At 65.9% G+C, this 23,619-nt stretch carries 25 protein-coding genes and 1 tRNA gene; 13 read left to right on the plus strand and 13 right to left on the minus strand.

What is annotated here, in order from left to right:
• Positions 1–2 precede the first annotated feature (2 nt).
• Both J7I79_RS21515 and J7I79_RS21520 read left to right on the plus strand, forming a co-directional pair.
• Positions 3–212 (plus strand): hypothetical protein, encoded by a 210-nt coding sequence (locus J7I79_RS21515; protein WP_214956845.1) that lies wholly within the window; start codon positions 3–5, stop codon positions 210–212.
• 92 nt (positions 213–304) lie between these two features.
• Positions 305–1,102 carry an HNH endonuclease family protein gene (locus J7I79_RS21520; protein ID WP_214956847.1) on the plus strand — a complete coding sequence of 266 codons (798 nt, stop codon included), beginning with the start codon at positions 305–307 and terminating at the stop codon, positions 1,100–1,102.
• A 33-nt stretch (positions 1,103–1,135) separates the two neighbouring features.
• Here J7I79_RS21520 and def read toward each other — a convergent pair whose 3' ends face one another.
• The 3 genes from def to orn form a co-directional block, all read right to left on the minus strand.
• Positions 1,136–1,708 carry a peptide deformylase gene (def, locus tag J7I79_RS21525; protein ID WP_214956849.1) on the minus strand — a complete coding sequence of 191 codons (573 nt, stop codon included), beginning with the start codon at positions 1,706–1,708 and terminating at the stop codon, positions 1,136–1,138.
• A 159-nt stretch (positions 1,709–1,867) separates the two neighbouring features.
• Positions 1,868–1,940 (minus strand) — tRNA-His (locus J7I79_RS21530).
• Between the two features lie 131 nt (positions 1,941–2,071).
• The gene (orn, locus tag J7I79_RS21535) at positions 2,072–2,707 is read right to left on the minus strand and encodes an oligoribonuclease (protein ID WP_214956851.1); all 636 of its coding nucleotides are present in this window, start codon (positions 2,705–2,707) and stop codon (positions 2,072–2,074) included.
• 157 nt (positions 2,708–2,864) lie between these two features.
• On the opposite strand from orn, the gene mptB reads away from it, so the two are divergent.
• The gene (gene mptB / locus J7I79_RS21540; protein ID WP_214956852.1) at positions 2,865–4,421 is read left to right on the plus strand and encodes a polyprenol phosphomannose-dependent alpha 1,6 mannosyltransferase MptB; all 1,557 of its coding nucleotides are present in this window, start codon (positions 2,865–2,867) and stop codon (positions 4,419–4,421) included.
• Positions 4,422–4,448: 27 nt separating this feature from the next.
• On the opposite strand, the gene J7I79_RS21545 is transcribed toward mptB, so the two are convergent.
• Entirely contained in the window at positions 4,449–5,138 is a 690-nt protein-coding gene (locus tag J7I79_RS21545; protein WP_214956854.1) for a DNA alkylation repair protein, read from the minus strand.
• A gap of 129 nt (positions 5,139–5,267) precedes the next feature.
• Here J7I79_RS21545 and map point away from each other — a divergent pair, with 129 nt between their 5' ends.
• Both map and J7I79_RS21555 read left to right on the plus strand, forming a co-directional pair.
• Positions 5,268–6,035 (plus strand): type I methionyl aminopeptidase, encoded by a 768-nt coding sequence (map, locus tag J7I79_RS21550; protein WP_214956856.1) that lies wholly within the window; start codon positions 5,268–5,270, stop codon positions 6,033–6,035.
• Positions 6,036–6,122: 87 nt separating this feature from the next.
• Positions 6,123–7,028 carry an aldose 1-epimerase family protein gene (locus J7I79_RS21555; protein ID WP_214956858.1) on the plus strand — a complete coding sequence of 302 codons (906 nt, stop codon included), beginning with the start codon at positions 6,123–6,125 and terminating at the stop codon, positions 7,026–7,028.
• A 7-nt stretch (positions 7,029–7,035) separates the two neighbouring features.
• On the opposite strand, the gene J7I79_RS21560 is transcribed toward J7I79_RS21555, so the two are convergent.
• Positions 7,036–8,463: a xylulokinase gene (locus tag J7I79_RS21560; RefSeq protein ID WP_214956859.1), complete on the minus strand. Its 1,428-nt coding sequence runs from the start codon at positions 8,461–8,463 to the stop codon at positions 7,036–7,038.
• Positions 8,464–8,549: 86 nt separating this feature from the next.
• Positions 8,550–9,737 carry a xylose isomerase gene (gene xylA / locus J7I79_RS21565; protein ID WP_214956866.1) on the minus strand — a complete coding sequence of 396 codons (1,188 nt, stop codon included), beginning with the start codon at positions 9,735–9,737 and terminating at the stop codon, positions 8,550–8,552.
• Positions 9,738–9,878: 141 nt separating this feature from the next.
• On the opposite strand from xylA, the gene J7I79_RS21570 reads away from it, so the two are divergent.
• Positions 9,879–11,117 carry an ROK family transcriptional regulator gene (locus J7I79_RS21570; protein WP_214956868.1) on the plus strand — a complete coding sequence of 413 codons (1,239 nt, stop codon included), beginning with the start codon at positions 9,879–9,881 and terminating at the stop codon, positions 11,115–11,117.
• Positions 11,118–11,154: 37 nt separating this feature from the next.
• On the opposite strand, the gene J7I79_RS21575 is transcribed toward J7I79_RS21570, so the two are convergent.
• The 3 genes from J7I79_RS21575 to J7I79_RS21585 all read right to left on the minus strand — a co-directional run bounded on the left by J7I79_RS21575 (position 11,155) and on the right by J7I79_RS21585 (position 13,642).
• Positions 11,155–11,649: a GNAT family N-acetyltransferase gene (locus J7I79_RS21575; protein WP_251043137.1), complete on the minus strand. Its 495-nt coding sequence runs from the start codon at positions 11,647–11,649 to the stop codon at positions 11,155–11,157.
• Positions 11,650–11,795: 146 nt separating this feature from the next.
• Complete coding sequence (locus tag J7I79_RS21580) at positions 11,796–12,533, minus strand: alpha/beta hydrolase (protein ID WP_214956914.1); 738 nt, start codon at positions 12,531–12,533, stop codon at positions 11,796–11,798.
• 14 nt (positions 12,534–12,547) lie between these two features.
• Positions 12,548–13,642 (minus strand): LacI family DNA-binding transcriptional regulator, encoded by a 1,095-nt coding sequence (locus J7I79_RS21585; protein WP_214956875.1) that lies wholly within the window; start codon positions 13,640–13,642, stop codon positions 12,548–12,550.
• A 161-nt stretch (positions 13,643–13,803) separates the two neighbouring features.
• Between J7I79_RS21585 and J7I79_RS21590 the strand changes: the two genes are divergently transcribed.
• The 5 genes from J7I79_RS21590 to J7I79_RS21610 all read left to right on the plus strand — a co-directional run bounded on the left by J7I79_RS21590 (position 13,804) and on the right by J7I79_RS21610 (position 17,943).
• Positions 13,804–14,973, plus strand: a complete 1,170-nt coding sequence (locus J7I79_RS21590; protein ID WP_214956877.1) for a Gfo/Idh/MocA family protein — start codon at positions 13,804–13,806, stop codon at positions 14,971–14,973.
• The gene (locus J7I79_RS21595) at positions 14,973–16,187 is read left to right on the plus strand and encodes a dihydrodipicolinate synthase family protein (protein ID WP_214956879.1); all 1,215 of its coding nucleotides are present in this window, start codon (positions 14,973–14,975) and stop codon (positions 16,185–16,187) included. Before J7I79_RS21590 ends, J7I79_RS21595 begins: the two co-directional genes overlap by 1 nt.
• On the plus strand, positions 16,184–17,041 hold the full coding sequence (locus tag J7I79_RS21600; RefSeq protein WP_214956881.1) for a sugar phosphate isomerase/epimerase: 858 nt from the start codon (positions 16,184–16,186) through the stop codon (positions 17,039–17,041). Before J7I79_RS21595 ends, J7I79_RS21600 begins: the two co-directional genes overlap by 4 nt.
• A gap of 211 nt (positions 17,042–17,252) precedes the next feature.
• Positions 17,253–17,684, plus strand: coding sequence for an SRPBCC domain-containing protein (locus J7I79_RS21605; RefSeq protein WP_214956883.1), 432 nt, complete (start codon positions 17,253–17,255; stop codon positions 17,682–17,684).
• Between the two features lie 82 nt (positions 17,685–17,766).
• Positions 17,767–17,943, plus strand: a complete 177-nt coding sequence (locus J7I79_RS21610) for a hypothetical protein (protein ID WP_181038806.1) — start codon at positions 17,767–17,769, stop codon at positions 17,941–17,943.
• 46 nt (positions 17,944–17,989) lie between these two features.
• Here J7I79_RS21610 and J7I79_RS21615 read toward each other — a convergent pair whose 3' ends face one another.
• Both J7I79_RS21615 and J7I79_RS21620 read right to left on the minus strand, forming a co-directional pair.
• Complete coding sequence (locus J7I79_RS21615) at positions 17,990–18,391, minus strand: lipopolysaccharide assembly LapA domain-containing protein (RefSeq protein ID WP_214956885.1); 402 nt, start codon at positions 18,389–18,391, stop codon at positions 17,990–17,992.
• Positions 18,392–18,796: 405 nt separating this feature from the next.
• Entirely contained in the window at positions 18,797–18,973 is a 177-nt protein-coding gene (locus J7I79_RS21620) for a helix-turn-helix domain-containing protein (protein ID WP_214956887.1), read from the minus strand.
• A 133-nt stretch (positions 18,974–19,106) separates the two neighbouring features.
• Here J7I79_RS21620 and J7I79_RS21625 point away from each other — a divergent pair, with 133 nt between their 5' ends.
• Complete coding sequence (locus J7I79_RS21625; RefSeq protein ID WP_214956889.1) at positions 19,107–19,523, plus strand: hypothetical protein; 417 nt, start codon at positions 19,107–19,109, stop codon at positions 19,521–19,523.
• Here J7I79_RS21625 and J7I79_RS21630 read toward each other — a convergent pair.
• Entirely contained in the window at positions 19,520–22,537 is a 3,018-nt protein-coding gene (locus J7I79_RS21630; RefSeq protein ID WP_214956890.1) for a phage tail tape measure protein, read from the minus strand. The genes J7I79_RS21625 and J7I79_RS21630 overlap by 4 nt on opposite strands.
• Positions 22,534–22,908: an HK97-gp10 family putative phage morphogenesis protein gene (locus J7I79_RS21635; RefSeq protein WP_214956893.1), complete on the minus strand. Its 375-nt coding sequence runs from the start codon at positions 22,906–22,908 to the stop codon at positions 22,534–22,536. The genes J7I79_RS21630 and J7I79_RS21635 overlap by 4 nt, the downstream gene beginning before the upstream one ends.
• A 275-nt stretch (positions 22,909–23,183) precedes the next feature.
• On the opposite strand from J7I79_RS21635, the gene J7I79_RS21640 reads away from it, so the two are divergent.
• Positions 23,184–23,615, plus strand: a complete 432-nt coding sequence (locus J7I79_RS21640; protein WP_214956895.1) for a DUF732 domain-containing protein — start codon at positions 23,184–23,186, stop codon at positions 23,613–23,615.
• Positions 23,616–23,619: the final 4 nt, after the last annotated feature.

The following is a 23,619-nucleotide window of genomic DNA, read 5'->3' on the forward strand; positions in this document are numbered from 1 at the left end:
TCATGGAACAGGAATCGACTCTCGAACATGAAACCACGCTGGAACACGCGCTCGACGTAGCGCGGACGAATCATAAGGAAGCCACCCGTCTCCTTGACCATGCGCGCGTGGCGCGTGCTGCGGGAGAGATTCCGGAAAGCAGGGTCAAACAGCTCGAGGACCTGCTGGACATCGCCACGGAAGATCTCAAGCGTGTGATCAAGGAGCAGTAACCGCTCCTCCACACTGTGGATATCGGCCAGGGTGTCAGTGCGCTGGCCTAGGCTCTTGGCGTGCATAGGAATCCTCACCGGACCCATCAGCCATGACCATCAGCTGGACGGCGTACCGCCGCGCCCGGCGCCGCTCCCGTCAGGCCTGGGCAGTCCTGATTGTGCTGGCCGTGGGACTGGTTTCCGCCCTTGCCTGGTTTTTCACCGCTGGCCAGTTCGCCGCAGCAGAGCCTACGGTCACCGGTCCCAGCGAAGCTCCGGTGCTGGACCCCTCGTGGATGAAAGCGGTCCCCCCGGTCCGGCCTGTGCTCGAAGGCAGTGCCGCCGCGGCACTGGAAACCCTCGCTGTGAAGGGCCGGGCCGCCAACGACAACTACGAGCGCACGGCATTCGGCCAGGCGTGGCTGGACGTGGACCGCAACGGCTGCGATACCCGCAACGACATCCTGCGGCGCGACCTGTCCGGCGCGCAGTTCACTGAGGGATCGCGCTGCCGCGTGGCAGCCGGCCAGTTCCATGAGCCGTACACCGGCGCGGTGGTGACATTCACAAGGGGAGCGGAGAGCAGCAAAGCCGTCCAGATCGACCATGTGGTGGCGCTGGGGGATGCCTGGCAGAAGGGCGCCCAGCAGTTGACGCCGCAACAGCGCCAGAGCCTCGCCAACGATCCCCTTAACCTTGTGGCCGCGGACGGTCCGGCCAACCAGGAAAAGAGCGCGTCAGACGCCGCCGGCTGGTTGCCGAAGAACAAGGCATTCAGATGCCACTACGTAGCCCGCCAGATCTCCGTGAAGGCCGCCTACGCACTGTGGGTGACCCCGGCGGAAAAGGATGCCATGAAGCGCGTGCTGGCATCGTGTCCGCAGCAGCAGACGGTCATTCCGCGATAACGGGCCGGGCCGAATGGGGCGGCGCCTTTGGGCTCAGTGCCCGAACGGGTCGGGGTCGACGCCGGGCATCCAGGTCAGGCCGGGAACTCCCCAGCCGCTCCGCTTGGCCTGCTTCATGGCCTTCCGGGCGTAGCGGTCCATCAGCCGGTTCACATAGAGCTTGCCGTCCAGGTGGTCATACTCATGCTGGATGATCCGGGCGAACCAGTCCGTGGCTTCAAAGTCCACCGGGTTCCCGTCGCCGTCAAACCCCTGGACGCGCGCCCACTCGGCGCGTTTGAGCGGGTACTGGCCGCCGGGAAACGACAGGCAGCCCTCCACTTCCTCATCCGGGTCCGGAAGAGCGCCGGAAACCTTGGACAGCGTGAGGACGGGGTTCACCAGGACGCCCACAGGAGGAACATCGTCGTCATTGGCGAACTTGTACACAAAGATGCGCTTGCCCACGCCCACCTGGGGTGCGGCAAGCCCCACTCCGTTGGCGGCGTCATTCGTCTCGAACATGTCGGCGATGAGCGTGCGGAGTTCGGCGTCGAAGACTTCCACTTCCGCGGCCCGGCGGTGCAGAACCGGCTCGCCCCAGATGGTGATCGGCAGAACGGTCATTTCAGGTTGTTCCTTTGATGCAGTGCGGGATCAAGTCCGGGAACAGTCCGGCCCGCAGCGACCGGCGGGGCCTTGGACTTTTCCAGGAAACAAATAAAGGCCGCACCGGATAACCGGTGCGGCCTTTACGTAAGGGCGGACAATCCTGCCCTTCATGAGGGTGAGCGACGGGGGTTGAACCCGCGACCTCCTGGACCACAACCAGGCGCTCTGCCAACTGAGCTACGCCCACCATGTGCCCTGCGAGACCGTCCGGCTATCCGGCTGTCTTGAAAGGCAACGTCATATAGCCTACCTGTTCCGTGGAGGTGTTTTTGCCACTTTTGCCCGTTTAGTGGAAATTTTAGCCAAACGTGGCGCAGATCACTTTTCCGAAGACTCCGCGAGGGACCCGGCAGAGGCCATGACGGACTTTGAAATGCGCTGGGCTGTGGCACTGTCCGGACCCGGCGCCGGAACAAAAACTGCCTCGCGGTAGTACCGCAGCTCATCGATGGAATCCTTGATGTCCCCGAGTGCCCGATGTCCGCCGTGCTTGGCCGGAGCCTGGAAGTAGGCGCGGGCGAACCAGCGCCGCGACAGTTCCTTGATGGTGCTCACGTCAATGACCCGGTAGTGCAGGTGCTCCACCACGGCGGGCATGTCCCGGGCAAGGAACACGCGGTCCGTGCCCACGGAGTTGCCGCCCAGTGGAGCCTTGCGGGGGTCCGGCACCCATTTCGCTATGTACTCCATAATGACGGCTTCCGCTTCGGCCATGGTTTTGCCGTGCGGGAGCTCCTCGAGCAGGCCGGAGCGCGTGTGCATGTCCCGGACGAAGTCGTTCATCTGGGCCAGTGCGGCATCGTCGGGACGGATGACGACGTCGACACCGTCGCCAAGAATGTTGAGTTCAGAGTCCGTCACCAGGGCGGCAACCTCAATGAGGGCGTCGTTCTTGGGGTCGAGGCCGGTCATCTCGCAGTCGATCCAGACAATGCGTTCGTTAGTTATAGGCACCCGCCCAGCCTACCGTTTCACTGCTCGAGAGCTGTCCGATGCTAGGATTTCGGGTACGTGGCGGTGCCCTTTTTTCACTGCTGCGGCCCCGCTTCCGCCGGCCTGCCCGGCTGCCACCGGGTGAAATATGCCCCACAACAGATTGGACGATCCTGAGATGACGGCGCCTGTACCCGCGGTGGGAAATGTGGCTGCCGGTACGTCACCGGAGCCGGCCGCGGCTGAAGTGGACAACGCCCTCTCGCCCCTCCTCTCGGGGTTCGCAGGTTCAATGTTCATGGCGATCGGCTCGCTGGGGGTTGGCTGGCTCGCCCCCGTCTCCGAGCTTCGCCGCCTGCCGCTGTTCATCTGGATGCGCACCGAAGCCGTCGGCGTTGCACTGTCCATCGTGCTGCTGGCCGTGGGCGGCATGCTCCTGGTCCGTGCCTGGCTTCGCCTTGGCCAGAGGGTCCGGGTCTGGGGCGCAGGTGCCCGCAAGGCCACCCTGCAGGCAGTCGCGTTGTGGGGGCTGCCCATGATGTTCTCCGTGCCGCTCTTCAGCCGGGACGTCTACGCCTATATCGGGCAGGGCCGCCTGATGGTCGAAGGATTCAACCCTTACGAAAACGGCATCTCGGCGCTGTCCAACTATTTCCAGCTCGGTGCCGACAAAATGTGGACTGAGGCGCCGGTTCCGTACGGCCAGCTGTTCCTGTGGATTGAACAGCTCGTGGTGTGGACCACGAACGTGCACCCGGAAGCCAGCGTCATGCTGTTCCGGCTTGCGGCGCTCGTCGGCGTCGTGCTGTGTATCGTCTATGTGCCCAAACTGGCGGAGCTGCACGGCGTGAATCCGCACCGGGCACTGTGGCTGACTGCAGCCAATCCGCTGTTCCTCACCAACTTCATCGCCAGCGTCCACAACGATGCGCTGATGATCGGACTCGCGCTGGCAGGGCTCTACTATTGCGCCACCAGGCGTGTGGTGTTCGGACTGGTGCTGGTGACGCTGTCGATCTCCGTCAAACCGATCACTATCGTGTTCCTGCCGTTCATCGGGCTGCTCTGGGCCGGCAAGAAGGCAGGCTGGCCACGGAAATTCGTGTTCTGGGGACTTACTGCGGGCATCAGCCTGGCCCTCCTGTACGGCATGAGCCTGGTGAACGGCTTCGGCTTCGGCTGGGTGAACGGGTTGTCCGCTCCCGGCAGCATCTGGATCTGGTACGCCCCGGTTGGCCTGCTGGGGCTCGTGGTGGCCTCCATCTTCAACGCCTTCGGGCTGGATGGTTGGGGGCTGGCCAAATGGGTTTACGACGCCGGCAAGCTGCTCGCCGTCGGTATTGTCGCCTGGCAGATCTTCCGCGGTGACCATGACCGGCTGATGCGCCGGCTCACCCTGGCGTTCGCGGCGGTGGTCCTGCTCGCCCCCATGATCCAGTCCTGGTATGTGGTGTGGCTTATCCCGCTGTTTGCCGTCACCGGCATCCGGGACGACTGGCAGGTGAAGGCCCTGTACTTCATCGTGTCCTTCTTTATGGTCTACGCCATCTCGGACCAGCTGGAAGTCTTTCCCTACCTGCAGACCGAGGACCTGGGCCTTCCCCTGGCCCTTGCACGCAATGCCGCGGCCATCATCGCCCTGATGTTCGCGCTGTACCTGATCTTCCTGGATCCCAAAACGAAGCAGCTGTTCAGCAAGCCGGACGAGCCGGTGACCACGCGCCCGGTCATCTGACCGGAACCTGGACCCAGAGCGGGCTGTTTAGGCCTCTGCGGGCAGGTTCCTGAGCGCCTCGCGGAGTGAAAGCGGGCTGAGGGCGGCCCCGTGCGTCGCAGCGAACTGCCTGACCCAGGCGGGATCAGTCTTTGCGTACTCGCGCAACGCCCAGCCGATGGCCTTGCGGATGAAGAACTCCCGGTCCGCCAGATTGGCCTCGATGACCGTGGCCAGGAGCCCGGTGTCGGTGTTGGACTTTGCCCCCAGCTGGGCGGTGATGGACGACCTGCGGATCCAGAAATCGGGGTCTGTGCTCCACTGCAGCAGTACTGGTGTCAGCACGTCCCGGTGTGCCTGCAGGAGCCGGCCCAACCGGTCTTCGACGCCGTCCACCAGGTCCCACCATGCTCCGGTGCGGATGATTTCCTCGTACACAGGCACCATGGCCAAATCCGTCCTGACAAGCTTCGAGGCCGTCAGGTCTATCGCGGCATACCGTTCCTCCCGGTAGGTAGCTGTCCGGAAGAGCTCCAGCACGGCCGACCTCAGCTCATCGCCCGACGCCAATGGCGCCGCTGCGACCTCGGCTTTGACGATCCTGCGCACCTCGGGCACCCGCACGCCCAGCTGCGGCATGGCCGATTTCAGGTAGGCCTGCGCGCCAGCGGCGCGCACAGGGTCCGCGGCGGCGGTGAGCCTTGCCCGGATGGCCGCAACCAGATCACTGTGTCCCATGGAGCAACCATAGCCACAGGCGGCCCGTGCGGACCCGGCGCCCGGGCCCTAGAGTGGAGGACAGAACAGCAGTCCGCCGGAGGATGCAACAATCCCGCCGGGCGGCGCCGGCATCCCGGAGGTATCAGCATGTCCATGATCAAGAGCCCAGACCAGATTGCGCTGATGCGCGAGGCCGGCCGGGTGGTGGCAAACACCCTGGCCGCGGTGAAGGACGCGGCGGCGGTGGGTGTTTCCCTGAAGGAGCTTGATGAGCTGGCCGCCGAGTCGATATCGGCCGCTGGGGCCACGCCCGCCTTCCTGAACTACCGCCCGCGGTGGGCCTCGGTGCCGTTTCCTGGCGTCATCTGCACGAGCGTCAACGACGCCGTGGTCCACGGCATCCCGAACGGCTACCGCCTGCAGGACGGGGACCTGCTCAGCGTGGACTGCGGCGCATTCCTGGAGGGGTGGTGCGGAGACGCCGCCGTCAGCTTCGTTGTGGGAACGGCGGATCCGGTGGACCTGGCGCTGATTGCTGCCACCGACGCGGCCCTGGCTCGTGGCATCGAGATGGCCCGGCTCGGCAACAAAATGGGCGATCTCGCCTATGCGATCGGCGGAGCGGCGCGCCGGGCCGGCTACGGCCTGCTGGCGGATCACGGCGGGCACGGCATCGGCCGGACGATGCACGCCGAGCCTCCGGTGCCGAATGACGGCCGTCCCGGCCGCGGCATCAAGCTGACGGAGGGGTTGGTGATAGCCATTGAACCCATGCTGATCCTCGGGGGCAAGGACGACTACTACCACGACGACGACGAGTGGACGCTGCGGTCCGCCAACGGCCGCCGGGCGGCCCACAGCGAACACACAGTCGCCATCACCGGGGACGGCCCAGTGATCCTCACGCTGCCCTGACGGCGCGTTGCCAACCGCGGAATCTGTTGGCCGTGGATTACAATAGTGAGCGCTAACAACGTCTCTCCCAGCAGTAATGGAAACCACATGACCGCCACCGAGCACCAGATCAGTTTCGGCCCCTACACCGCCATCGCCACGGCCAGGGGAGGGGCGCTCCGCGAACTCCGGCACGGCGGCCGCGATCTGGTAATCAGCTTCGGCGCCGACGGCGGTATCCCGGACTACCGCGGTGTTATCTGTGCTCCGTGGCCGAACCGGCTGGCTGATGGCCGCTACAGCTTCGACGGCGGGGATTTCCAAGCGATGGTCAACGAGGAGGAGCGGGGGACCGCCCTGCACGGACTCGTGTTCGGGGCAGTTTGGGAGCTGCGGGAGCAGACCGCTTCATCCGTCCGCCTTGGCGCCCGCATTGAGCCGAGCGAGGGGTATCCGGGGCGCCTTGACGTTTCCGTTGAATACGAGCTGCGGGCGGACGGGCTGCGCTGCACCGTGCGCGCCGAAAACATTGGCGCGGACGCAGCGCCCTACGGCGTCTGCCCTCACCCGTACCTCGTCGCCGGACCTGCCCCGCTAGATGAGTGGACCGTGCAGATCCCGGCCACCGAGTTCATGGAGGTCTCCGACGACCGGTTGCTGCCCGAAGGCATGGCCGGTGTGCAGGGCCACGCTTTCGACTTCCGGACTGAAAAAGTCCTCGGCGCCGTGGAAATCGACCACGCCTTCACCGGCCTGATTACCAACGGGGACGGCCTCGCGGCCGTTCGGGCCTACGACCCCTCCGGGACCGGCGTCGAGCTGGAGTGGGATACTGCTTGGCCGTGGCTGCAGATCCATACCGCGGACAAACCCGCGGGGCCGTCCCGGCTGGGCCTCGCGGTTGAGCCCATGACGTGCCCGCCGGATGCGTTCAACAGCGGTACCGGCGTGATCCGGCTGGCTCCGGGGGAGTCCCACCAGGCCAGCTGGACCATCCGGGCGCTCAATCGCTGAGGGGCGCTCAGTCGTTGAGGTAGGCCGCCGCGTACCGGCGGTACTGGGCGAGGACGTCCGGGGACCCGCCGTCGGGCGCCGTCACTTCCATCCGCGCCGATTCCCACTCCGGCCACCGTCCCGTGAGGACGGCTGCTGCCTGGCGGGCGGCGCCGTCGGCCACGTATTCCCCCGGCTCAGGCACCACCACGGGGAGGGCGAACACGGAGGCGGCGATCTGCTGCACCGCAGCGGACTGCGCCCCGCCGCCCACCAGGATGATCCGCCCGGCCGTGACGCCCTGTGCCTGCAATGCGGCCAGGCCACCCGCGAGGGAGCACACCACTCCTTCGATGGCGGCCCGGGCCAGGTTGGCCCGCGTGTAGCTGGCCAGGGTGGCGCCGTGGAGGGAGCCTGTGGCGTGCGGCAGGTTGGGTGTACGTTCACCTTCGAAATACGGCACGAGCGTGAGGCCGCCGGATCCGGCCGGGGCGTCGAGGGCGAGTTCGGTGAGTCCGGCGAGGGTCACGCCGAGCAGCGTGGCGGTGGCATCGAAGATCCGCGTTGCGTTCAGCGTGCAGGCCAGCGGGAGGAAGTTACCGGTGGCATCCGCGAATCCGGCGACGAGCCCCGTGGCGTCGGCGGCAGGGGTCGCGCAGACTGCGAATACCGTCCCTGACGTCCCCAGCGACACCACAACGTCACCGGGGCGCGCATCGACACCGAGAGCAGCAGCTGCGTTGTCGCCGGCTCCGGGGCCGATCAGCGCACCGGCCGGCGTCTTGCCTGCGGCCTCCAGTGAACCGGCGACGGCGGGAAGCACGGGCACGTGGCCCAGCACCTTCTCCAGGATCCCGGGGAGGTAGGTTCCCGAGGCCGTGGAGAAGTAGCCTGTGCCGGATGCGTCGGACCTGTCCGTCCGGAGCAGCTGAAGCGACGAGGGGCCCGTTCCCGGGCCGTGGCCTGCCAGCCGCCAGCTCAGCCAGTCGTGCGGGAGGCAGACGGCCGCCACGCGGCGGGCATTGTCCGGTTCCTCCCGGGCCAGCCAGCGAAGTTTGGTGATGGTGAGGGATGCGACGGGGACCGTGCCGGTCGCGTCTGCCCAGAAGGCGGCACCGGCCTCGGCATCGCCGTCGCCAGCATCTGCGATGAGCTGCTCCGCGTCGATGGCGGAGCGTGTGTCGTTCCACAGCAGCGCCGGTCGGATCACCGCGCCGGAGGAATCCAGGCACACCATGCCGTGCTGCTGGCCGCCGACGGAAACAGCGGCGACGTCGTCGAGGCCGCCCGCCTGGGCGATGGCATCCTGGAGGGCGGTCCACCAGTGGTCGGGGTGTACCTCGCTGCCTTCCGGGTGGGCCGCACGCCCTTGGCGGACCAGCGCGCCCGTGCCGGCGTCGCGGATCACCACTTTGCATGACTGTGTGGAGCTGTCGATTCCTGCGACCAGCGGCATGGCGGGTTCTTTCTGCAAGGTCTGCCGCCGGACCCGGTAGTCCGGATCCGGCGGCAGCGGTATTTGTAGGTTGGGAAAAAGCGGGCCTAGCGGGCGCCGAGCAGGTGCTCGATGGCCAGCTGGTTGAGGCGGACAAACGCGAACGAGCGCTGGGCGGCGGCATCGGCGTCGAACTCCGCGAAAGCGGACGCGTCAGCGAGCAGGTCCGCGGCGCTCTCACCGGCAGAAAGCGTGGGCTCCCCGAGTTCGAACACACCGGAGGTCTTCAACGCTTCCTGCACGTCAGGGTCGGCACGGAAGGCCAGGGCGCGTTCCTTGAGCAGCAGGTACATGGACATGTTGGATTTCGCGGATTCCCAGACGCCGTCGTAGCCGTCGGTGCGGGAGGGCTTGTAGTCGAAGTGCCGCGGACCGTCGTACGTGGGGCCGCCGTTGGGGAACCCGTTTTCGAGGAGGTCCACCGTGAAGAACGCGCTGGTCAGGTCGCCGTGCCCGAAGACGAGGTCCTGGTCGTACTTGATGCCGCGCTGGCCGTTGAGGTCGATGTGGAAGAGCTTCCCGGCCCACAGCGCCTGGGCGATGCCGTGGGTGAAGTTCAGACCGGCCATCTGCTCGTGGCCGGTTTCCGGGTTGAGGCCCACGATGTCGCCGTGTTCCAGCTGGGCGATGAACGCCAGGCCGTGTCCCACGGTGGGCAGGAAGATGTCGCCGCGGGGCTCGTTGGGCTTGGGCTCCAGGGCGATCCGCAGGCCGTAGCCCTTGTCCTTGATGTAGGCCGCGGCCGTGTCCACGCCCTCCTTCATGCGGTCCAACGCGGCCGAGAGGTCCTTCGAGCCGTCATATTCGCTGCCTTCGCGTCCGCCCCACATCACGAAGGTTTCGGCGCCCAGCTCGGCTGCGAGGTCGATGTTCTGCAGGACCTTGCTGAGCGCGAACCGGCGGACGGACCGGTCGTTGGAGGTGAAGCCGCCGTCCTTGAAGACCGGGTGGCTGAACAGGTTGGTGGTGACCATGGGGGTCTTCAGGCCGGTCTCGGCCAGGGCTGCCTTGAAGTTTTTCAGGATCAGCTCGCGCTCGGAAGCCGTGGCATCGAACGGGACCAGGTCGTTGTCGTGGAAGGTGATGCCGTAGGCGCCGAGCTCGCTGAGCTTGTGGACGGCCTCGACGGGGTCCAGGGCCGGGCGGGTGGCGACGCCGAACGGGTCGGCGCCGGTCCAGCCGACGGTCCAAAGGCCAAAGGTGAAACGGTCTGCGGGGGTGGGCTGAAGAGTCATGAAGCGTCCTTGGTTCAGAGATGGGGTTCAGGGAGTGGTTTAGCGGTACCGGCCACCGCGGGGACGGCCGGGACTCAATTAGTTTTCAATCTGAACTATATGCATCATGATTGACTAAGGTCAATGATGAAGGCGGCGGAAATGTCACTGGAAAAAAATGCCGACGGCGGTGCGGGCCGTCCTGCGCCCGGCCGCGTCGAGGATGTCCGGCGCGGAAACCTGGTGCGGGTCCTGGCTTCCCTGGCGCAGGCGCGCGCCGATCCGGACCCGCACCCCACCCGTGCTGACTTGGCGTCCCGGACCGGATTGACCAAGGCATCCGTGTCCAGCCTCGTCGCCGAGCTCGTGGACGCCGGTTTGGTGGCGGAATCCGGCGCCTCCCGGGACGGCGAACGCGGCCGCCCGGGAGTGGGCCTGGAGCTGAGCACCCGCCGCGGCGTGGTGGGCATGGAAATCAATGTGGACTATATTTCCGCCGGGCTCCTGGACCTCGGCGGGACCCTGCGGATCCTGAGGACACTGGAACGCGGCAACCGCGGCCAGCCACCTGAATCCGTCATGGCCCTGCTGGCCCGGCTTGTCAGCGACATTGCCGCCGAGGCGTCTGCGGCCGGAATCGTGATTCTTGGCGGCGGGCTGGCTGTTCCCGGACTTGTGGACTCGGCGTCGGGGACCGTTGCCAGTGCTCCCAACCTGCATTGGCACGCGGTTGCCCTGCAGCTTGACCGGTTACTTCCCGACGCACCGTTCGGCACCGTCCTGCACAACGAAGCCAACTGCGCTGCGCTGGGTGAACTCTGGTACGGGCACGGACTGGATTTCCAGGACTATCTTTTCGTCTCCGGCGAGGTGGGGGTAGGTGGCGGCCTGGTGATCGGCTCCGAGCTGTTCGCGGGGCCCCAGGGGCAGGCCGGCGAGGTGGGCCACATGGTGGTGGAACCGTCCGGCCCCGACTGTTCGTGTGGGGGCCACGGCTGCCTGGAGACCTTCGCCGGGCAGGAGGCCATCTTCACCGAGGCCGGCATTCCGGCAGGCACCGCATCCGTGCGGCTCGCGAGGCTCGGCGAACAACTTGCGTTCGGAGATGCGGCCGCCATTTCAGCCGTGGCCCGGGCCGGCCGCTACCTGGGGATTGCCGCGGCGTCCACGGCGCGGATGATGAACCTGTCCGCCGTGGTGCTCGGCGGCCACTTCACCCAGATGGGACCGTGGATTGCTCCAGCTGTGGTGCGGAGCCTGGCTGACTATGCGCCCGGCGTCGTCAGTCCCGCCAGGGTGGCGGTCTCGGAGCTCGGCCAGTCCGCGGCCCTGCTCGGCGCGGCCGGGAGTTCCCTGCGCGCTGTCCTGGCCGCCCCATTCAGCCTGACACCGGCAGGATAGCTTTCAGGCCAGGCTGGTGTTCGGGACTGCCCGGCGTTCAGGATGGGGCGACGAGCCGGACCACCGCCCGGCCCGGCACCGCATGGCTGACCTCCTCGAAGCCGGCGGCCAGGAACAGCTTCGGGGTTCCGTGGTAGAGGTCGGCGGGACCCGCTTTAGGCCGGTGCTCAGGAATGACGGGGTAGCCTTCCACGACGCCGGCGCCGTGAGCAAGGGCGTGGCCGACGGCGGCCTGAAGCAGCGCTGCAGCCACTTGGCTGGACGCGGCCGGCCCGGCCGCCTTCAGGACCTGTGAACGCAGGATCCGCGGGTAGCAGCCGCGCGGTTCGACCGCGCACCAGCCCACCGGCTGGCCATCCCTGAAGGCGAGGACCCCGGGTGCCGGTGTGCCGGCGTCGAACTTTTCCCGCAGTTGGTTTTTGCGGTCCCCTGGAACGGAGTCATTCCATTCCGCCCCGGTCAGGGCGACGAACCTGCACCAGCAGCGCGACGGCTCGCCGCGCACTCCGAAAGGCGTTCGACGTCGGGCCATTCGGCTGGCGCCGTGGTCACGGGCGCTGCGGTCACCGGAACGGGGCTGTCGGATCGCTTGGCGGTCGTGGAAACAGGCTAGACCGGTTGCCCGCTGCGACGGAACGCCGCAGCCCCTGCTCTCAGGCACCGGTTGTCCGGCGCGCCTTAGCGGGCGAGGCGCCAGCCGAGCCCGGCAAGCCACGTGGCACACAGCTCCGTCCAACGTTCCACGCCGAAGACGCCGGCTGCAAGGCCCAGCCCGTGCCGGCCATGCGGAAAGACATGCACTTCGGCAGGCACGGCAGCGTGGCGCAGCGCGAGGGCATACCGCAGGCTGTGCTCGACATCCACGGCACCGTCGTCAAAGGTATGCCAGATAAAGGACGGAGGAGTGTCTTCGGTGGCAGTAAGCTCTGCAGACAGCCGTGCCAGGAGTTCATTCGAAGGCGAGGTACCGAGCAGGTTGTTGATGCTTCCCTGGTGGACTGCGGCTTTGAAGGACAGCACGGGGTAGCACAGGATGGACAGGTCGGGACGCGAGCCAGGCACGTCGAGCGAGGCCTCGCCGCAGGGGACACCGGCGGCCAGGGTGGCCGCAAGGTGCCCGCCCGCTGAGAACCCCAGGACACCGACCCGTGAGCCGTCCACGGCGAGCCCGTGGCCTCCGCTCCGGATCCAGGCGAGCGCGGCCTTGGCATCCTGCAGGGGTGCCGGGTGGCGGTGCGGAGCCACCCGGTAGCGCAGCACGAACGCATGGATGCCCAGTGAGGCCAGCCATTCGGCCACCGGCTCGGCCTCGTGGTCGGCGTGGCGTTCGTAGCCTCCGCCGGGAAGGACCAGGATTGCCGGCGACTCCCCGAGCGGTTCCCCTCCAGCCGGGAGGACGCTGAGCCCGGCCGGCATCGTGGGACTGCCCGTCAGGGCGTCCACTCAGTGCTCCGCCTGAGCGTCACCTGTCCCGTCACGGCGGGACCGCCGTCGTGGTGGCCGTCCCCGTCTGGAGCTTCAGGACCCGAGGTGCTCAGCGTGGCCAGGCGGCCGATTTCCTCGAGCGGAAGGCGGACTGTAGAGAGCCCCGGGCGGAAGTCCCGAAGGGTCTCGATGTCGTCGAACCCGGCGATCAGGGCGTCGCGGGGGATTCTGAATCCCTGGGAACGAAGCCCCGCCGTGGCACCGATGGCCATGACATCGTTTGCCGCGAAAATGCACAGTCCCGGCTTTTCGCCCTCTTTCGACGCTCCGGACGCACGGGCCTCCCGGATCCGCCGAGCCAGCTCGAGTCCCGCCTCGTAGCCGCCGGCGCGGTTGAAGGATGCACGGAGCACTTCGGCGGGGGAACGGTCGGCCGCGGCAAGGCCGGACTGGAAACCGCGGATCCGGTCGTCAGAGGTGATCAGCCCCTCCGGGCCGCCGACGATCACAAACTCGCCTGAATGGCCGGCAGCAAGCTTTCCGGCGAGTTCCGCGGCCAGCTCCTCGTTCGGCACTTCCACCAGGTGGTATCCGTCCAGCGCGCCGGCGCCGACGATTGCCTGCCCCACGACGCCGACGTGGCCGCCGTTGCGGCAGTAGCGGTCCAGTTCGGCGGCGAGGTCAGCATTGCCCTTGTCGTCCTCCGGCCGGCGGGACCGTGAGCCGGCAATGACAATGGCGTCCGCCCGCCTGGCCGCGAAAGCGGCCACGGCGTCCTTCTCATCCGCCGGGGTTCCGCCCGTGGTGGCCAGCAGCACCATCTTGTGCTGCTCGCGGGCCACCTCCTGGACGCCCCGTGCTATGGCCGAGAAGTACGGATCCGCGATGTCGTGCACAATCAGCCCCACAAGGCCAGAGCTGGATTTTGCCAGCGCCTGTGCCTGGGCATTGGGGATGTAGCCGAGGGTTTCAGCGGCCTGGCGCACCCGCTCGGACACGCCCGGGCCCGGCTTGCGGGCGGAACCGTTGAGGACGCGTGATGCAGTAGCCGGCGAAACCCCCGCCAGTCGTGCCACCTCGGTAAGGGTACTTGCAGCCACCGGTATCTCCTGTTCAGCCAACGTGCGCGTACTGGCCATTATGGCAGTTTGACCGAGTTTCGGGAAAGCGCTTGCCATGTGGCGCGGAAAGATGCATCATGAATGCAGTGGGAATGCGCTTTCCCAAAGACACGCACTGAGCTACGAACTGTGGAGGACACATGGGCTTCGAAACAAAGACGATCCGTATCGCCATGAACGGCATCACCGGCCGGATGGGCTACCGCCAGCACCTGCTGCGCTCCATCCTCCCCATCCGCGACGCCGGCGGGTTCACCCTCGAGGACGGCACCAAGGTCCAGGTCGAACCCATCCTGGTGGGACGCAACGAAGCCAAGATCCGCGAACTCGCCGAACTCCACAAGGTGGCGGAGTGGACCACGGACCTCGACTCCGTGATCAACGACCCCACCGTGGACATCATCTTCGACGCCTCCATGACAAGCCTCCGGGCCGCCACACTGAAGAAGGCCATGCTGGCCGGCAAGCACATCTTCACCGAGAAGCCCACGGCTGAAACCCTCGAAGAGGCCATCGAACTGGCCCGCATCGGGAAGGAAGCCGGCGTGACCGCCGGCGTTGTGCACGACAAGCTGTACCTCCCGGGCCTGGTCAAGTTGCGCCGCCTGGTTGACGAGGGCTTCTTCGGCCGCATCCTGTCCATCCGCGGCGAATTCGGCTACTGGGTGTTCGAGGGCGACGTGCAGGCGGCACAGCGCCCGTCCTGGAACTACCGCAAGGAAGACGGCGGCGGCATGACCACGGACATGTTCTGCCACTGGAACTACGTCCTCGAAGGCATCATCGGCAAGGTCAAGAGCGTCAACGCCAAGACCGCCACCCACATCCCGGCCCGCTGGGACGAGGCCGGCAAGGAATACAAGGCCACCGCCGATGACGCCTCCTACGGCATCTTCGAACTCGAAACGCAGGCGGGCGAGCCGGTCATCGGCCAGATCAACTCCTCCTGGGCCGTCCGCGTCTACCGCGACGAACTGGTCGAGTTCCAGATCGACGGCACGCACGGTTCCGCCGTCGCCGGCCTGAACAAGTGCGTTGCCCAGCAGCGCGCCCACACGCCCAAGCCGGTCTGGAACCCGGACCTGCCCGTCACGGAATCCTTCCGCAGCCAGTGGCAGGAAGTCCCCGCCAACGCTGAACTGGACAACGGCTTCAAGCTGCAGTGGGAAGAATTCCTGCGCGACGTCGTTGCCGGCCGCGAACACCGCTTCGGCCTGCTCTCCGCTGCCCGCGGCGTGCAGCTCGCCGAGCTCGGACTCCAGTCCAACGACGAACGCCGCACTATCGACATCCCGGAGATCACGCTCTGATGACATCGCTGATCCTTCCCACCCACGACGGCGGAACCCGCGAATACCGGCTCCAGTCCGCCCCTGCCTGGTCCCGGCCCTCGGCCCCCATCACCACGCGTCACGCCTACGCCGCCGCCCACGTCATCCCGGAAGTCACTGCCGACAACACCCCGGGCGCACCGGCGCGCCTCGACTGGGACGCCACCCTGGCGTACCGGCACGAGCTCTGGTCCTACGGCCTCGGCGTGGCAGATGCCATGGACACCGCCCAGCGCGGCATGGGCCTGGACTGGGCTGCCACTCAGCAGCTCATCAAGCGCACCGGTGTGGAGGCTGCATCCGTGGTCTCCTCCCGCAACGCCGCCACGGCCGGCAAGTCCGTCCGCGACCTGGTGTCCTGCGGCGCCGGCACCGACCAGCTGGATCCGGCCACGCTGCCTGCAGGCGCCGCCGGCATCCAGGCCGTCCTCGACGCCTACCGCGAGCAGGTCGCCGTCGTGTCCGAGGCCGGTCCCAAAGTCATCCTGATGGCCTCACGCGCTTTGGCGAAGGTGGCCAGCGGGCCGGATGACTACCTGCACGTCTACTCGACGCTGCTGCAGGAAGCCGAGCAGCCCGTCATCCTGCACTGGCTCGGTACCATGTTCGATCCCGCGCTGGCCGGCTACTGGGGCTCCGACGACGTCGCCACGGCCACTGACACGTTCCTGTCCCTGATCCGCGAGCACGCGGACAAGGTGGACGGCGTCAAGGTCTCGCTCCTCGATGCCAGCCACGAAGTGGCACTGCGGGCGGAACTCCCCGAAGGCGTCCGGCTGTACACCGGCGACGACTTCAACTACCCGGAACTGATCGACGGCGACGGCACGCACCACTCGGACGCCCTGCTGGGCATCTTCGCTGCCATCTACCCGGCAGCATCGGCGGCGCTGCAAAGCTACGACGCCGGCGACGCCGTCAGGGCCCGCGCCATCCTCGATTCCACGCGTGAACTGGGCAAGCACATCTTCAGCGCCCCCACGTTCTACTACAAGACCGGCATCGCGTTCATGTCCTGGCTCAACGGCAAACAACCGGGCTTCCAAATGGTGGGCGGACTGCATTCTGGCCGCTCCGTGGTGCATCTGGCGAAGACCTTCGAACTGGCCGACCAGGCGGGACTACTGAAGGACCCGGCACTGGCCGCGTTTCGGATGTCCGACTACCTTCGCATCAACGGAGTGGGAGTATGACAATTAGTTCGGGACCATCCCCTTTTTCACGACTTTCCCTCAACAGCGCCACCACCAAGAAATGGAGCCTGGCCGAGGCCGTCGACGGCTGCGCCCGCGCCGGCATCCCCGCAATCGGCCCGTGGCGTGACCGCGTGCACGAAGCGGGCCTCGACAAAGCCGCCAAACTCATCAGGGACGCAGGCCTGCGGGTGTCCTCGCTCTGCCGCGGCGGCTTCCTGACGGCGGCCGACGCCGAGGGAGAGGCGGCGGCGCTCGCTGACAACCGTGCCGCCATCCTGGAAGCCGTGGCGCTGGACACCCGGGAACTGTTCCTGGTGGTCGGCGGCCTCGCCCGGGGGGAGAAGGACGTGGTGGCTGCCCGCCAGCGCGTCGCCGACCGCCTCGCGGACCTGGTTCCGTTCGCCGTTGAGAACGGCGTCCGGCTGGTGCTGGAGCCGCTGCACCCGATGTACGCCGCCGACCGCGCCCTGATCTCCACCCTCGGCCAGGCCCTGGACCTGGCGGCACCGTACGATGCGAAGGCCGTCGGCGTCGCCGTCGACACCTTCCACGTGTGGTGGGATCCGGAACTGAAGGCGCAGATCGAACGGGCCGGCCGGGAGAACCGCATTGCCTCCTACCAGGTGTGCGACTTCAACCTGCCCATCGCCGCCGACGCACTGTTGTCCCGGGGCATGATGGGCGACGGCGTCATCGACTTCGCGACCATCGGCACCTGGGTCCGCGATGCCGGCTACACCGGCGACATCGAAGTGGAAATTTTCAATCAGGAAATCTGGGACGCCGACGGCGACAGCGTCCTGGCGACCATGAAGGAGCGCTACGCGGGACTTGTCCTGCCCTACGCCTGACCGGTACCGCCGCGTTCCTGCGACGGCATGATTCCTGACCAGACCGCGGGCCCCTGCTTCGTCACGGCCGGGGCCTGCGCCCCACCTGACGGCCCGGTACCGCATTGCGGTGCCGGGCCGTTGCCATGGGTGCACTCGTTTTGGTGCCAGCGCATTTGTCTCTTACCACCGTCCACCGCCGCGCGTATCCTGAGGCGCAGGAGGAACAGCGATGAACGATCAGATCAAGGACGCGGAAGCGTCCATCCTCGTAGAAGCCCCGCGGAACCGGGTGTGGAAGGCACTCACCGATCCGGAAATTGTCAAACAGTATTTCCTTGGCACGAATGTGACCACCACCTGGCAGGAAGGCGACCCGGTGACCTTCGCCGGTGAATGGAAAGGCAAGAGCTACGAAGACAAAGGCATCGTGCTGGAAAACCGGCACCAGGAGCTGCTCCGCATCACCCACTACAGCCCGCTGACGGGATTGCCGGACGTGCCGGAGAATTATCACACGGTGGAATACCGGCTGGACGAGAAGCCGGAAGGCACCCAGGTCACCATCACGCAAGGTAACAACAAAAGCGATTCCGAGGTGGAGGAGTCTGCCAAACTCTGGGAAATGGTGCTGGGAAACCTGAAGGAACTGTTGGAGCGCTGACTGTCCCGGCTCTTCCGGAGCGGCTTTGCCGCCGGAGATGCGGGCCCTCGACAAGCACCCGGAACGGGTTTAGCTTGGCCCCATGACTGAGATTCCAGACGAAAACGGTACCGCTCGCGGCGACGACGGGATGTCGCGGCCCGTGGACGAGGCCGCGCGGGACTCCGTGGCCGGCGACCTGGCCGCAACAATTGACCCCGATATCGCCGGGATGGATGACACTCCCGAAGGGCACCCGGGCGGTGACGAACGCGGGTGACACACGGCCAGTCGGCGCTAGGCAGCCGGTGCTACCCGGCGTGCCTCTACCGGACGCGCTGCGTCAGGACCTTCCTCCGATGGGCCGCCGCGCGAAGCTGAATAATCCTGGCTGCGCCCGCAACCGCCACCAGGATGCCGCCGCCCACTGCGGCGATGAACAGCGCAATGCCCAGTGGCACGGCCCCCTCCAGCCCGAAGTATCTGACCTGCACATAATCCTGGTTCTGCAGGATAAAGACGATGAGCAGAACCATCACCGCCAAGGCGGTGGCGACGGCCGCCCAGACCATGCCGGCTCGTGTCACACGCCGGTCCTCCGGTGCAGGCGGCGGGGGCTGCGCAGGCGTTGCGCCGGGCGGAATCGGGCGCTCTGCGTTGCCGGGTTGAACCTGCCCTGACGCCGGGGCTGGCTCGTTCGGATCGTAGTCGGGCGATTGATGAGTCATTCGGTCCATCCTCTTCGAGGTGATCCGCCGTGGCGGCAGATTGTGGCGCCGACGCCACTTCAACGAGTCGGCGCCACCTTCAAATCATAAGCATGCTTAGCGTTAAAGTGATGGAGGATTGCGTTGTTCCGTTTCCCGCGGGTCAGTTAACACTGTCCTCCGGCGGCGGCCGCGTGGAAAGACAGAAGCGGCTCCCTCTGCGTTGGCGCAGGCGGGAGCCGCTTCCTTTGTGCCCCAGGAGGGAATCGAACCCCCGACCGGCGGATTAGGGGATGCTGGTTTTCATCGTTTTTCATGACCCGCGATTGGCCGCTAGATTCCGGGCAATATGCGGGGTTTCCTCCACGTCAGCTTTTCAACGTAAATGGTTGGTTTTCAGTGTTTCCGGTGGGTAAGCGGTGGGCTCTACTGATTACTGCGTGTCGCCTGATAGTAGTCAATCGCCTTGCGCGGGATCCGCCACGGGCTCGTCTTCCCGCCCGTCTTGTATGCGCCGCGGAGGGCCTGCGTCTGGCAGTGCCGCTTGATGGTCGTCTCAGGTTCGGCCAACATCTCGGCCACCTCCTGGATCGTAAATGCCATCCGGGGGAGTCCAGACGGCGTCCGGACATCGTTCCAAGGTGAAGGTGAAGGTGTCATGAAGGCACGCTAGCGCAGGCTTTCCTTGCCGGAAACGTTCTAACGCCGGGCAGCGGCATCCGCGTACCTTTGGATTATGAATGACGACGAGCTAGAAGAACTCGAGGCCGGCCGGCAGATGAGCGCCGACCCCTTCCAGATTGCCCGGATGTTCTTCACGGCGATGCACTGGCACCCGGAAAGCGCCGGGGAGTTTCAGTTCCTGATGACGCCCGAATCGCTGGCTGCCGAGGGGAGAGTCGATATGGCCGCGGCGCTGTTCCGGACTATCGAGCGGCCGGGCATCTCGCAGAAGGTTGCATATGCTCCCGGGAAGCCACACATTGCCTACGTCGGCGTGCACCGCGGCGTGAACACAGGGTACGTTCCGAAGGGTACGCGCCTTGAGGATCCGCTCTACATCACCCTTGTCTGGCGGCCCGACTGCGGTGGATGGGTAGTTCACGCCTTTGGCGATCGGATACCCGCTGAGGCCGTCCCGCGGTCCGCTTAGCGTCCCGGCCGCCTAAAGCGAGACTGGGCGTCGGCGGCGGTGATTGCGCCATTTGCTTCCTGCCTTGCGATGGATGACACCACGCCCCGCACCTGCTCCCCGGTGAAGGGGTTTGTGACGTAGACCGCAAGCCCATCAAGGCTCACGGATGGGGCCGCGGTCGGGTGCTGCATCATGATCTCAGTAGCTGAGACGGATGCACCAATTGCGCCGCCCTGGGCGTATCCGGGTATCTTCCGCCCACCGCGAAGATCTGCTCGGAACTGGTAGACGGAATCGTGCCCGCCCATGATCCTGACCTCTTGGGCGGTGAGCATATGCTCGCCGTTGGACGCCAGGATCGGGACACTGTCGCTCGTGCCGGTGCCAGGCCCGCGGATCTCACCACCAACAGCGAACGCGTCACGCTCACCGGAACGCTTCGCGCCCGTGCCGGGCTGGACCGAATCGGAACGTACCGTGTCGATGAAGTTCGTCGTGTAAGTGCGAACCACTCGGCCGTCGATCTTGTCCAGCGCCCCAGCGGTGGCCTCAGCCATCCTCTTGGCTTCGTCGTCCATCCAGGAGTCGATGTTTACCCCGGGCGGGACCTTCATAATGTCCCGAGCCAGCGCGATAGCTTCCTCGTCCGTGTCTGTAAATGCTCGGGCGGACTCCACAAGCCGGTCGTAGGTGGTCCTTAGATTGCCCTGCAATGCCTCGTGGCTCGCGCCGTTTGCCGCCATCGCCCCGGCTGAGCGGAACCCAGCACCGGCAATAGCGTCAAGCGCCGCCTCGTTGGCGCGGCCGGCGGCTGTCGTAGTATCCAAGGTTCTACCGTTAGTAGCCAGCGACTCCGACATATTATCGATGGCTTCCTCGAAGCCTCGAGCCGCGTCCCTAGCGCTCAGCTGCAACAGTCCTGCATTGATCAGCGCGTCGGTAAATTTGACAAGGTCTGTTACGGTTCCGTCGGCGGCAAGGCCCACGTCTTCAAGGGCTGTCTCAATCTCTTCCGCTTGGGCTGCCGAAACCTCAGCAGCATTGCCTGCCCCCTCGATGGAACCCTTGACGTTGTCGCCTTCCGCGGCCGCGTTCTTCGCATCCGCGGAGGCGGCTCGCAGGGCGTCCCCGTACTGGGGGAACTTGGCGGCCAATTCCTCAACGGTGGCGCCTTGGATCTTGGCGGCGGCTTCGATTTTGGCGAAGACCTTTGCCGCGTCCTCCGGTTTCCCGCTTGAGACCATGTCGGCAAAGCTCTGATCAATCCGGTCGAACGAATCGGCAAGTATGTGTGAGGAGCCCTTTACCGGCACTATCGCGCCGATGATGCCCTCGGCCCAGTCGTTGAACTCTTGGTCCTTGTTCTTGTTGAAGGTGCGCTGCATTGCGGTGTTGAGGTCTTCAACGCCCTGGATCAGGTTCCCGCCGTCGCGGTCTTGGAACAGGGAGTCCAGTGAGGCTGCAGCGCCCGGCCCGTTAGCGGTTACGTCGGCGAGGACGTCTGCGACCTTGCCCATGCCAGTGTCGATCTTGGACATGTAGTCAGATTCGGCGAGCTTCGCAAGGATTGTGGTCAGGGCCACGAGGGTCATTGCCCCGCCGGCCGCCTTGCCGACGCCTACCAGGGCGCCGCGGGCACGGCCACCTGCGGGGGCGAGCTTGTCGAAGGCCTGCATCGCGTCGAGGACCTTCGGCGTGAGGGTAAGGAACGCGCCCGCTCCAAGGGCGGCAACTCCGCCCACCCCGCCGAGCACCGTCAATGCGCCCTTAACTGGGTCGGGGAGGGACCCGAAGGCCTGCGCCAGATCAGCAGCTCCCTCAGCTGCTCCGGCTATGAGAGGCAGCAGCACGGCGCCGGCGTCGATGGCAGCGTCCTTGATGTTGTTCCACGCGATCTGGACTTTCGCTTCGGTCGTCTCATACCTTTTGGCGGCTTCCGCAGCGAGTGCGGAGTTGGACTTCCATGCCTCATCGCCGAGTTTCAGCGAGTCGGACAGGAGATCCCCAGCGCCGGCCAGTCGGAGGATCACGGAGGTTTCTTCCGTGCCTTTGATGCCGAGGCCGTCCATGGTGTCCATGACGTTGCCACCCTCGTCCTTCACCCGGGACAAGCCCTGGACCATCATGTCGACGGCGCGGACGGGGTCATTCTCAAACGCCGCGGCGAAGTCCTTGGAGCTGACGCCGGCGACCTTGGCCAGGTTCTCAAGGCCTTCGCCGCCCTTCATGACGTCCCCGTACATGCGCTGCATGACGCGGGACATCACGCCGCCGCCGAGCTGCGCTTCGATACCAACGGACGCCATCGCGTTGGCCAGCGCCAGGACATCAGACTCCGATGCGCCGATCAGCTTGCCAGCACCAGCCAGCCGTTGCGCCATGGACACAATCTCGGCCTCAGTAGAGGCCCCCGCGTTGCCCAGTGCCACAAGCGTTGCTGAGAACCTCTCCACGCCTTCGGAACCGTCCCGTTCCATCGTGCCCATGACGTTGCTGATCTGAGCAATCGCCGTGGCTGCATCATCAGCGGTCAGGTTCGTCGTCTCGCCAAGGGCGATCATCGTCTCAGTGAAGCCGACAACGTCTTCACGCTTCACACCCAGCTGACCAGCGGCCTCGGCCACTCCAGCGATTTCCTCGTGCGTTGCCGGCAATGTCGTGGCCAAGCCGCGCAAGGATTCCTCCAGGGCGTTCATCTGCTCCGGGGTGCCGTCGACGGTCTTGGTCACGCCAGCCCATGCGGACTCCCAATCCATGGCGGCCTTACCAGCGAGGCCCAGCCCGGCCACAGCGGCAGTCCCGAAGGTCATGAGTGTTGCGCCGGCTTTCTCAGCTGCTGCGGCCTGTTCAGCCTTCGCCTGAGCGTCCTTCTTCGACGCTTCCGCCGACTTTTCGGAAGCCTTGGACGTCTTGGAAGCGGCCTCTTCCGAGGTCATCGCCGTGTCACGTGTCAGCTTCGATACCTCGGCCATCCGCCTCTGAAAGTCGGCTACCTCGGCGCGTAGCCGGATGGTCAGGAATTTGTCGCTCATAGTCCTTCTCCTAGCTGCCCTAGGATTTGGGAGACAGCCTGTTGTAGATTTTGTTCCTGCCCGTCAGCGGCCGGCCCCATGAACGGCTGTGGCGCCGTCCTGGACGTACCAAATTCGACGTACTTCGAGTATTCCGATTGTGCTTGGACTGTTCCCTGGGCAACGTTGGCGTTCGAGCCGGCTGAGGATGTCTGGATGCTGCTCCGCAGGAAACCCGTATCGACGGGCGCGAGCCGCTTGGCGTCGGCTGCGATGTCCGCAGTTGTTTTGCGGACAGCTCCCCGGATCAGGAACGTGGCGGCCTCCGCCTTGCGTTCGAGCCCGGCCGCGAAGGCTCGTAGCTCGCTGGCGTCGATCTCAAAGCTGGTCATGCCTTGAGGCTATGACGGCCGGCACCGGTGCGGCTTCCGGGTTTCCGTTGGCGGAAGATCTGTGGTTTTACTTGTCACCAGAATGACAGGTGCTCAAATACAAGCTAAAACTTCTCTGGCGCGTGAAGGAGCCGAAAATCTGGCGGCAGCCGAACAAGTAGAACCTTCAGAGCGCGGTCCCTCGCTTGTCATGTACCACCGGCGTTCACCGAGGGTCCTATACTCAGGGAACTGACGCCGGGCAGGGGATCCGGTCGCACTACTTGGGGGAACACATGAATAAGTCTTTAGCGCTACTCGCGCTGTCCGCGCTTGTACTCACAGGTTGTTCCGCGGCCACTTCCAATCCCGAGGCGGCTCCAACAGCCACAGCCGGGAATGTTAGCCCCTCGGCGGCTTCCAAGGCGCCCACGGCGGCCGCAGCAGCAACGAAGACTCCCAGCCGCGAGGAACAGATAAAGAAGATCTACCTCGACGGCATCTACGAGTCGGAGCCTGCTCTGCGAAGCGCCGGCGCGGGCGAAGACCTGGTCGCCATTGGCCAAGGCTTCTGCGACATGTACGACGGCGGGGCCAAGGGTAGCGACATCAACAACTACATCCTTACGGCCGCCGGATGGGCTTACACCGTGAAGCAGCTCGTGGCCGTGCACGGGGCCGCGGTCGGCGCGTACTGCCCCGAACACATAGAAAAGATGGGTCTGTAGCGCG

Origin of the sequence: Arthrobacter sp. ISL-69, from assembly GCF_018613775.1 — a bacterium.
Lineage (GTDB): Bacteria > Actinomycetota > Actinomycetes > Actinomycetales > Micrococcaceae > Arthrobacter.